Annotated in this window: 12 protein-coding genes; 8 read left to right on the forward strand and 4 right to left on the reverse strand. The window is 51.8% G+C overall.

Going from position 1 to position 10018, the window contains the following annotated elements; translation table 11 throughout:
• Positions 1-63: 63 nt before the first annotated feature.
• The gene (locus NNN71_RS08855) at positions 64-822 is read right to left on the reverse strand and encodes a class I SAM-dependent methyltransferase (protein WP_271458340.1); all 759 of its coding nucleotides are present in this window, start codon (positions 820-822) and stop codon (positions 64-66) included.
• Positions 823-924: 102 nt separating this feature from the next.
• On the opposite strand from NNN71_RS08855, the gene NNN71_RS08860 reads away from it, so the two are divergent.
• Positions 925-1731, forward strand: a complete 807-nt coding sequence (locus NNN71_RS08860; RefSeq protein ID WP_271458341.1) for a helix-turn-helix transcriptional regulator — start codon at positions 925-927, stop codon at positions 1729-1731.
• On the opposite strand, the gene NNN71_RS08865 is transcribed toward NNN71_RS08860, so the two are convergent.
• Positions 1721-2626, reverse strand: coding sequence for a LysR family transcriptional regulator (locus tag NNN71_RS08865; protein WP_163445592.1), 906 nt, complete (start codon positions 2624-2626; stop codon positions 1721-1723). The two genes, NNN71_RS08860 and NNN71_RS08865, sit on opposite strands and share 11 nt — an antisense overlap.
• 115 nt (positions 2627-2741) lie before the next feature.
• Between NNN71_RS08865 and NNN71_RS08870 the strand changes: the two genes are divergently transcribed.
• The 5 genes from NNN71_RS08870 to NNN71_RS08890 all read left to right on the forward strand — a co-directional run bounded on the left by NNN71_RS08870 (position 2742) and on the right by NNN71_RS08890 (position 7259).
• Positions 2742-3719, forward strand: coding sequence for a 2Fe-2S iron-sulfur cluster-binding protein (locus NNN71_RS08870; RefSeq protein WP_163445594.1), 978 nt, complete (start codon positions 2742-2744; stop codon positions 3717-3719).
• Positions 3720-3755: 36 nt separating this feature from the next.
• Positions 3756-5012 carry an aromatic ring-hydroxylating dioxygenase subunit alpha gene (locus NNN71_RS08875; RefSeq protein ID WP_271458342.1) on the forward strand — a complete coding sequence of 419 codons (1257 nt, stop codon included), beginning with the start codon at positions 3756-3758 and terminating at the stop codon, positions 5010-5012.
• A 1-nt stretch (position 5013) separates the two neighbouring features.
• The gene (locus NNN71_RS08880; protein WP_271458343.1) at positions 5014-5490 is read left to right on the forward strand and encodes an aromatic-ring-hydroxylating dioxygenase subunit beta; all 477 of its coding nucleotides are present in this window, start codon (positions 5014-5016) and stop codon (positions 5488-5490) included.
• Between the two features lie 10 nt (positions 5491-5500).
• Positions 5501-5815 carry a non-heme iron oxygenase ferredoxin subunit gene (locus tag NNN71_RS08885; protein ID WP_163445599.1) on the forward strand — a complete coding sequence of 105 codons (315 nt, stop codon included), beginning with the start codon at positions 5501-5503 and terminating at the stop codon, positions 5813-5815.
• A 373-nt stretch (positions 5816-6188) separates the two neighbouring features.
• Positions 6189-7259: a protein-tyrosine phosphatase family protein gene (locus NNN71_RS08890; RefSeq protein ID WP_163445600.1), complete on the forward strand. Its 1071-nt coding sequence runs from the start codon at positions 6189-6191 to the stop codon at positions 7257-7259.
• Positions 7260-7278: 19 nt separating this feature from the next.
• On the opposite strand, the gene NNN71_RS08895 is transcribed toward NNN71_RS08890, so the two are convergent.
• Complete coding sequence (locus tag NNN71_RS08895; protein ID WP_163445602.1) at positions 7279-8163, reverse strand: LysR substrate-binding domain-containing protein; 885 nt, start codon at positions 8161-8163, stop codon at positions 7279-7281.
• 96 nt (positions 8164-8259) lie between these two features.
• Here NNN71_RS08895 and NNN71_RS08900 point away from each other — a divergent pair, with 96 nt between their 5' ends.
• Positions 8260-8583, forward strand: a complete 324-nt coding sequence (locus NNN71_RS08900) for a carboxymuconolactone decarboxylase family protein (protein ID WP_271458346.1) — start codon at positions 8260-8262, stop codon at positions 8581-8583.
• Complete coding sequence (locus NNN71_RS08905) at positions 8574-8954, forward strand: tautomerase family protein (RefSeq protein WP_271458344.1); 381 nt, start codon at positions 8574-8576, stop codon at positions 8952-8954. Before NNN71_RS08900 ends, NNN71_RS08905 begins: the two co-directional genes overlap by 10 nt.
• A gap of 32 nt (positions 8955-8986) precedes the next feature.
• Here NNN71_RS08905 and NNN71_RS08910 read toward each other — a convergent pair whose 3' ends face one another.
• The gene (locus NNN71_RS08910; protein WP_271458345.1) at positions 8987-9964 is read right to left on the reverse strand and encodes an NAD(P)H-dependent flavin oxidoreductase; all 978 of its coding nucleotides are present in this window, start codon (positions 9962-9964) and stop codon (positions 8987-8989) included.
• Positions 9965-10018: the final 54 nt, after the last annotated feature.

Raw genomic sequence — 10018 nt, forward strand, 5'->3', positions numbered from 1 at the left:
GTGTCACTTTTAAACTGAAGTAAGAAAAGAGGTTGCCGCCAATTCTGGCGACAACCTGCACTTTTAGCGTGCCTGGAACATAATGGTGTCGGAAGTGAAGCTGCCATCCGCGGCAATAGCGAAATGCTCGCGTACCTCATGAGAGACTTTTTCTTGCAGGTAACGAATGGCCTCAATGATATTGTCCGGCGTTTTCATCCGCGCAACCCAGGAGGAGAATTCTAGGTGCAGCGTATCGCCAACCAGTTTATCGACGACCATTCCCCGGTTATTGACCATCGCCAACCATTCGCCTTGCGAATAATTGCGAATGTGCGATGGATCGCGCAGTATTTCAATGGTTTGCAGCCACACATCCAGAATCGCTTTTCCCGGTGATGCAATGTCCATCATGATAAAGCGGCCACCTGGTTTCAGGACGCGGCGAATCTCCATCAGCGCCGCCTGCATATCGTGCCAGTGGTGGGCGGAATAGCGGCTGATAACGATATCAAAGCTGTTATCGCCAAATGGCAATATTTCTGCCGGGCCTTGTGCACAGGTAATGTTGTTGAGCCCACGTTTTTGCGCTTCCTCGGCAACCACCGCCAGCATCCCTTCAGACAGGTCGTATGCCGTCACCTGTGCAACCTGTGTCGCGGCGGTAAAACTGGCGTGCCCGGCGCCACAGCCAACATCCAGTACCGTGGCCTCGCTATCTTCGGATAACCATTCGCTCAGGCGCCGCAAATCGGCTCCCTGGGCGTGGACATTGCTCTGTAAATAGGCCGCCGCCTGACCGCCAAACTGTGACTTCACCAATGCTTCATGATGGTTGTTCATACCCGTCTTCCTCTGTTGTTATGTTCTTGTTACAACGGACTATACGCCGGGATTAATACGGGTACAATATTGGCACTTATACTGGTATATCGAGTTACTACCATGGACAAAACCGGGCTGACAGGGCCAGAAGCGTTGGGGGCATTTTTACGCGTGAAGCGCGAAAGCACCTCGCCGGAAATGCTGGGCATTCCCGTTCTTTCACGCCGGAGAACGAAGGGGCTACGGCGTGAAGAGGTCGCACAAATGAGCGGTATCAGTACCACCTGGTATACCTGGCTGGAGCAGGGGCGTGATATCACCGTTTCCGCACAAACGCTCTCTGGTATTGCCATTGCGCTGCAGCTCAAACCCGCAGAGCGTGAATATCTCTTTTTGTTGGCGCATAAGAGCGACCCACTCAGCGAACAGGTACCTGCGGTAGAACAGACGATTCTGTCTACCGTGCATCACGTCTCGGAACCTTGCTATCTGCTGGATCTCACCTGGCAGGTGCTGGCGTGGAATAAAGGCGCTGAGACGCTGTTTAGCGGCTGGCTGGGCACCGAACCTGCACCCAATATGATGACCTTTATGTTCCAGCATCCACTGGCGCGCACGCTGGTCGATAACTGGGAAGCGCGGGCGCGGCGTATCGTCGCTGAACTCCGTTCAGATGCGATTCATTATCCGAAGGACAGCACGCTTAACGCGTTTGTGCAGCAAATGAACGATAACAGCCGCGATTTTCGTGAGTTCTGGTCTCAACAGCAGGTCATTGTACGGGAAGGGGGCGAACGCGTTTTTCATCATGCGGTAAAAGGTGACGTCACCTATCGGCAACTGAGTTGGCAACTGGCAAGCAACCGGGCGTTAAAAATGATCATGCTGGTCCCGGAGAGTGATTCGCAGCATTCTGTTACTCGGTAAATAACCGCATAAAACAACGACGTAGCCAGGTGTTGGCGGCGTCCTGATGGACGTGACTGTGCCAGAACAGGTTAATCTGAATACGGGGTAACTCATAGGGCAACGGACGAATAATCAGCCCGAAGCGCTGCGCGGTTTGCAGCGCCAGCTTCTCCGTCACGGTGACGATAAAGTCGGTCTCACTGAGAATATAGGGGATTGCCATAAAATGCGGCACGCAGAGCGGGCTGAGATCGGTCACGCCCGCTTTGGCAAATAGCTCAAAAATCCGTTTATGCCCGGAATCCTGGGCCATCACTTTGATGTGCTGAGCTGCCCGGAAGGCCTCTTCATCAAAGGGAACGGTACTCAAAGGATGGTCTTTGCGCATCAGGCACACATAGCGCTGGTCGAACAGGCGGCGCTGATAAAATCCCGCCTCCAGCTGCGGCAGCAGCCCAATGGCCAAATCGACACCGCCATTCTCCATCTCGATTTTTAACGGTACCGCCGTGTCGCGCACGGTGGTAATTCGTACCCCAGGCGCTTCTTTGCTGAGCAAATTCATCAGCCGCGGCAGCAGATAAATTTCACCAAGGTCGGTCATCGCCACGCGAAATTCTCGCTGACTGTCACAGGGATTAAACGTATTACGGTAGTTCAGCGTTTTTTCTAGTGTGCTCAATACCTCATCGACATCTGCCGCTATCGCCTCGGCATAGGGCGTCGGGCGCATCCCGCGCGACGCTTTTTCAAATAATTCATCGCCCAGCATAATACGCAGGCGCTTTAGCGCATGGCTTACCGAAGGCTGCGTGAGCCCCATAATTTCCGCAACACGCCCGGTATGACGCTCGCTGTACATATGGCGAAAGACCACCAGAAGATTGAGATCCACTTCGTTTAAACGTGACATAGATATCGTTATCAATCCGATTAATAACCGCTATAAACCGTACGGCATATCTCACCGCTCCGTTTTTTTATACGCTTTGTTAACAAAATAACAACATTAAAGGTAAGGAACTGTGATGCAAGTGGATTTCACTCCGGTTAACCGCCAGGTCACCGTTACCCCCGGCAGCAATCTGCTGGACGTCTTACGCGAGCAACAAATTCCTATCTCATACAGCTGCATGGCGGGGCGCTGTCAGACCTGTCGCTGTAAGGTGGTTAGCGGTAACGTCGAACAAATTCTGCCGGATGATGTGCCAGAAATGGCGGCGGGTGAGGTGCTGGCCTGTTGTACCACGCTGCACTCGGCGTGCACCATTGAGCTGCCGCCCGCCGATGAGATCGTGGTGCATCCGGCGCGAACGTTAAAAACCACGGTGACGGCATTTTCACCGCTGTGCCACGACGTATGGCAGCTTCGCCTGAAGCCCGCCAAACCCTTTACCTGGTCAGCCGGACAGTTTGTCAGACTGACGTTTCCCGGCGGCGGTCAGCGCAGCTACTCAATGGCAGGGCTCCCGCAGGACGATGAGCTGGAGTTTCATATTCGCATTGTTTCTGATGGCCGTGTCACACCGGGCCTGATCGAGAGCCTGACACCGGGGACGATGATCAAACTCAACGGTCCGATGGGCGGCAGCTGGCTGCGACAAAAACATGACGGCCCAATGCTGTGCGTCGCCGGCGGCACTGGCCTGGCGCCGCAACTCTCTATTATTCGTGCGGCGCTGGCAGCCGGGATGGCTAACCCCATTCATCTTTACTACGGCTGCCGATGGGCTAGCGATCTCTACGGTGTGGATCAGTTGGAGTCGCTCGCCCAAACCTATCGCAATTTCCGTTACCACCTCGTTCTGAGTCAGGAAACCCCATCCGCAGCGTACCGCACAGGCCGACTGCCCGCAGCTGTCGCCCTGGATCTGCCCGCCTTAACCGGCTGGAAAGTTTACCCCGCCGGACCACCGGCAATGGTCGAAGCCATGAGCCTTCAGGCTCGCGCCCTGGGCGCGCGGGCTGACGATATTCATGCCGACGCGTTTTATTACCAACCGTAATGTCGTTTCCCGGATAGATAACGAAAAGGAGTCATGATGAGCTTCACCTCTGCACCCAATAGCAATTTACTCTGGCCTGACGACGGCACCAGCCGCATTCCTTACTGGGCCTATACCCGCGACGATATCTACCAGCGCGAACTGGAGAAAATTTTCTACGGCAAACACTGGTGCTACGTGGCGCTGGAAGCGGAGATCCCGGAACCGGGCGATTTTGTCCGCAGCGTGGTGGGCGAACGCTCGGTGATTGCCGTACGCAACCCGCAGGGCGAGATCAACGTGGTGGAAAATGTCTGCGCTCACCGTGGAATGCGCTTCTGTCGGGAAAAATCCGGTAACCGCACGGATTTTGTCTGTCCCTATCATCAATGGAATTACGACCTCGACGGTAACCTGCAGGGCGTGCCATTCCGCCGCGGCGTCAAGCAGGATGGTAAAGTGAACGGCGGGATGCCTAAAGATTTTAACCCCGCGGAACACGGGCTGAAAAAACTCAACGTCGCCTGCCATAACGGCGTGGTATTCGCCTCATTTTCGTACGATGTCGAGCCGCTTGAGCAGTATCTGGGCCCGGAAATTCTGGCCTATTTTGAACGTGTCTTCAGTGGTCGTCAGTTGAAGTTACTGGGTTATAACCGTCAGCGTATTCCTGGTAACTGGAAGCTGATGCAGGAGAACATTAAAGATCCGTACCACGCAGGCCTGCTACACACCTGGTTTGTTACTTTTGGACTATGGCGCGCCGATAATCGCTCCCAGTTGATTATGGATGATCAATACCGCCACGCGGCGATGATCAGCCGTAAAGGCAACGGCGGTAAAAGTGCGGTCACTCAAGGCGTGAGCAGCTTTAAAGAGCAGATGCAACTTAACGACGCCAGTTTCCTCGACGTAGTAGAGGAGCCCTGGTGGAATGGCCCGACGGTGGTGATGATGACGCTGTTTCCGAGTCTGGTGGTCCAGCAGAACGTCAACTCCATGTCGGTGCGCCATATCCAACCGCGAGGGCCAAACGAATTCGATTTCGTCTGGACCCATTTTGGCTTTGCTGATGACGACGACGAAATGACGCAACGTCGCCTTAAACAAGCCAATCTGTTCGGCCCAGCGGGTTTTGTGTCTGCGGATGATGGCGAAGTGGTGGAGTTCTCGCAGCAAGGCTTCCATCACAATGACCATCGTCGCACGCTCGCAGAAATGAACGGCACCGGCTACGAAAATACCGATCATATGGTTTCGGAAAGTTTAATTCGTGGGATGTATCACTACTGGCGCGGCGTACTGGAGATTTAACATGATGATTAACCCTGAAATCTGGCAGCAGTTGGTCGCGCTGCAAACGGCGTACAGCGACATTGTCGACCGCGCAGAATGGGCGAGATGGACAGAACTGTTTACCGACGACTGTTGCTACAAGGTGATTCCACGCGAGAATTACGATCGCCAACTGCCGCTATCGACCATCAACCTGGAAAGCAAAGGGATGCTGAAGGATCGCATCTATGGTATCGCCGAGACGCTGTTCCACGATCCGTACTACCAACGTCACGTCGTGGGGCTGCCGCATATTCTGGCGATGGACGAGAAGGGCATTACCGCGCGTACTCACTATGCGGTTTTTCGCACCAAATCAGATGGGCATAGCGAAGTGTTTAATGTCGGCTACTACCTCGACACGGTGGTCCAAACCGCGGAAGGGCTACGATTTGCCAGCCGTCTGTGTATTTTTGATAGCGAACTGGTGCCCAACTCGCTGATCTATCCAATTTAAGGGGATAACGATGTCTGATAGCTGGATCTTAGCCGCCTCGCTGGCCGAACTGCCAGAAGATGATGTGATTGGCGTGGAGGTTAATGGCCGCGATATTGCGCTGTATCGCACCGATGAAGGCATTTTCGCCAGCGATAACCGTTGCTCACACGGCAATGCTCGCCTGAGCGATGGTTTTCTGGAAGACGGTGAAATTGAGTGCCCGTTGCATCAGGGACGTTTTTGCATCAAAACCGGAAAAGCGATGTGTAGCCCATTGACCGAGGGGGTGACGATTTACCCGGTGCAGGTTGAGGAAGAAAAGGTGTATCTCAAGTTTTCCTGATACCCATTGGCCCGGTACTCGCCGGGCCAAAAATGTTGCCAAAAAGTAAATTCCGAAATAGTCTCCTCGCTTTCGGAGAACGAAAATGTCTGTTGCAGACTCTCTTCTTGCTTTTTCTCTTGCCGCACAGGTACTCACGCTAATCAATTAACTCATGGCTGAATAATCGTTAAATGATATCTTTTTCAAAGAAGGGGAACTTAAGATATTCCTTTTCCCGGAAAAGGATGTTTGACCATGCCAGCAACACAACGCAGAACTATAATCGAGACTCATCAGATTGAGATAGGCTCTAAGTTAATTACAGCATTGGAAAACGCTAGCACACCTCTTAATCAGAGCATTAGCTCAACGCGTGAAAAATGGTAATAACATGATTAAAATGAATCCCCCCATACTTTACATTAAAGCTCATCTATTCAAGAGCACTGTGGCCGCAGTTAGTTTGGCTGAAAAGAATAAGACCCCTAACAACATTTGCTTTGCCAAAAGATTACTTGAGGTGAAAAATAGCCCTGAAAACTTGGGGAAAGATAAACCAGTTATTTATAATGGTATGAAAATGCTGCGCTCAGAGAAGTATGCACATCTTCTTTCCCGTACGAATGCTTTATTTCCAGCGCTGCCCGCCAAAGATTATGCTCAAAATAATAATGTGGAGGCCGAGTATAATAAAATAAATGAGCTTACGCAGTCTTTTCAGTATATCACCGTTCCGAATCTTCAGCGTTACAACGATATAGGTACAGCTGTATGTTCACAGATTCGAACATCAAACGGCACGGCTATGCCAGCAAATAAGATTTCGATTAACGGTCAAGAAATTGCAATGCGCTGCCAGTATCCCAAAGCTGATCATATGGCCGAGCATTGCCGGATGTTGCTGGAGCAAAAGCCAGCAGTGGTCGTTGTGTTATCCTCATCAAATGATATTGCCGATAAAGGACTTCCTATGTATTTTTGTGAAAGTGGGAATTATGATGGCATACAGGTTGCCATCGCGCCAAAAATTAACAAAAATACAAGAGTGAAAGTAAACACGCAAATTGGAAGTTTAATATTAAATCATTATAAAATGAAGATTAATGATGGGCAGAAGGAAAGTACGCATTCAGTTACCCATGTTACAAATTGGCCCGACAAAACCTCAATTAACGTGATGGAATTAAATGAATTGACTCGTTATGTCAAGAATAAAATAAGCGATAAATGCGCGGAAAATAATAATCTTAGTGAAATGCCACTGATTCATTGCAATGCCGGGGTTGGCCGCACCGGTACGTTAATCGGGGCAATGGCATTAGCTGATAAAGCCAATCAACATAGCGTTGAAAATATTGTTCTGAATATGCGGAAAACGGGCTCTGGAAAGATGGTGCAAACTTTGGAACAATACCAAACGCTATGCGAATTTAATGAGATGTTAAGGACAGGGCAGCCGTAAGCGCTTCATAGGATTAGCGTTAAGCAGCCGCTAGCGCCTGGACAATCAGTTGCTCCAGTAGCAAATGTGCCGGGTGTTGTGTCGATAAACTGGCGGGATTATGTTTTAACGTGATTCCCATAACGCCCGGCGAAGGCAGTCGGGCGTTTACCGTTCTTAGATTCGCTGGCATGCCGACCCGCGTACGGACGGTAAGCCCCAAGCCCGCCTGAACCGCGGCCCAAATACCGCCCAGACTATGGCTAACGAATACCACACGCCAGGGAATTCCCGCGTTATCCAGGGCTGCCGTGGCACGAGCGCGCATCAGGCAGGGGTGTTCAAACATCACCAGGGGAATGGGCTCTCCGTCGGCAAGTAATTGATCAAGAACCCCATTTTCTGAGCCAATCCACTCCAGCGGCCGTACGTCTAACAGTTTGCCATCGCTTGCGCTGAGGTCCGGCTGCCAGAACAGGGCCATATCCAGAGCCTGTTCAGCAAGAGCCTGCTGTAAGGGGTCATTACGGTCAACTTTCGCCATGATCCTGACGTCAGGATGTTGATAATGAAATTGTCCCAGAATGCCAGGCATCAACGACTCGCCAAAGTCCTCCTGCATGCCAATACGTATTTCGCCTTGTAACTGGGCACCTTTGATGGCTTGTTGTGCTTCATCGCTCAAGGCCAACAGGCGACGTCCGTAAGCCAGCAATATTTCTCCCTGAGAAGTGAGCTGGAGGTGACGACCTTTTTTCATCACCAGCGCGGTACCGCACTGGTGCTCGAGCTTTTTGAGCTGAGCGCTGACTGCAGATGTTGACCGGCAAAGCTGCGTGGCCGCCTGGGCGAAACTACCGCACTCAATACCGGTTATAAAACTACGTAACGCGTCCAGATCCAGTGCAGGAAGCCTCTTTTGCATATTCATCCTTTTTATCAGGACGGTTGGTCCTGAACTATTCGATATTCAGGACACTACTGTTGCGCCAGTATGAGGGGACTGTCAATACGGAGAACCATTATGTCGTCATCACTGGATCGTCATACCCTGGCAAAAATAGCCCCAAAACTTGCCGAAGTGAGCAGCCAACTCCTTTTCAATGATATCTGGCAGAGGGAAGACCTCTCTCCACGCGACCGCAGCCTGATAACCCTGTCCGCGCTAGCGGCTATGGGGCGCATACAACAGATACCCTGGCACCTGGACTTTGCACGTCAAAACGGTCTGCAGCAGGAAGAGATCATAGAGGCCTTTACGCATCTGGCTTTTTATATCGGCTGGCCCGCAGCCGTCACGGCGCTGGGCTGCATCAGTGAAAAGGAGGAACGATCATGCCCTTAACGCGCATAACGCTGGGTGATATCTATAGCGATACACAGATAGCAATGGTGTCGACGATTCTTCATCAAAGCCTGGTCGATAGCTTTGCTGTTCCCGTTGAAGACTGTTTTCAGTTGATCGATAAATTGACGGCCAATCAGCGCATATTCAATACTCACTACCTTAGCGGTGGCCGTAGTGAAGGATTTGTCCTGATACAGATCACCGCAGGCCGACCGCGAACGCGGGAACAAAAGCAAAGTTTTTATCGCATGCTGAACGAACGTCTTGAACGTGAACTGGCTATCTCACCGGATGATGTGATGATAATTATCCAGTTCAACCAGGCTGAGGACTGGAGTTTTAGCCGCGGTGAAATGTTTTGTCCCTAACTCAAAGGGCAGCGCAGGCTGCCCTTGTTATGTTATGCCGATAATTGTTCGACCACTTCAGCGACGCTGAGAATCTGCTTGATACCGCCAATACCGGTACCCAGTGAGATATAGCCTTCATCGGTGTTGCCTTCCAGCATGCCAAGGCGTAACCCACGCAGGCCGCCCATCACGCTGGCTAACTCTTCTTTACTGGCGCCTGCTTTATCGAGTGCGACCAGTTTCTCTGCCAACTTCCCAGGCAGCGAGCGATAGTAGTCGGGCAGGGTGCGGAACAAACGTAAATCAAGGCCGTTCGCCGCGACAATTTTCTCTTTAACTGACTGCGGCACACGGTTTTCCACGGTGCTGATGAACACGGAACCCGCGAATATCCCTTCAGCGCCCAGCGCATAGGCGGCTTTGGCCGTACGCTTATCAACGATACCGCCGGCGGCAAGAACCGGAACGTTTTCCACGGCATCGACAATCAACGGGACAATAGAGAACGTCCCCAGTGCGGTACCTGGCAGAGTGCCACCTTCATCAAAACCGGTGGCGACAATCATATCGGCGCCGGCATGTTCCGCTGCACGGCTGTTGGCGGGCGTCGGGTTAATGTCGCGATAAATAATGACGATACCGGCCGCTTTCAGCTCATCAAACAATTCAGGAATAATCGCACCGTCGCTGTAGCCAGTATAAACCACGGCTTTTACCGCTTCGTCTTTGATCACCTGTAGGATTCCCGGTGTCCAGATATCATTCTCCGCTGAGGGGATCAGGTTTACGGCGAACGGTTTTTCGGTCAGTTTTTTGGTTTTGCGAATCTCTTCGCGCATTTTCTCTGCGGTTTCTTCCGGCGTTGAGACGGCGGTCTCAGCGGTCAACCCGGCATTTGGCCCCAGCACACCAAGGCCCCCGGCATTACTAACAGCAGCGACCAGTCGCGCATCGGTCAACCAGGAAAGAGGCCCCTGAATGACCGGCTTTTCGATACCTAAAATCTGACATATACGGTTATTTTTCATGATGTTATTTCCTTGTTACAGCTCGAATTCGCTGGAATAAGGGCAGTGTAGAGT

This window comes from Kluyvera sp. Awk 3 (assembly GCF_028069715.1).
GTDB classification, from domain to species: domain Bacteria; phylum Pseudomonadota; class Gammaproteobacteria; order Enterobacterales; family Enterobacteriaceae; genus Kluyvera; species Kluyvera georgiana_A.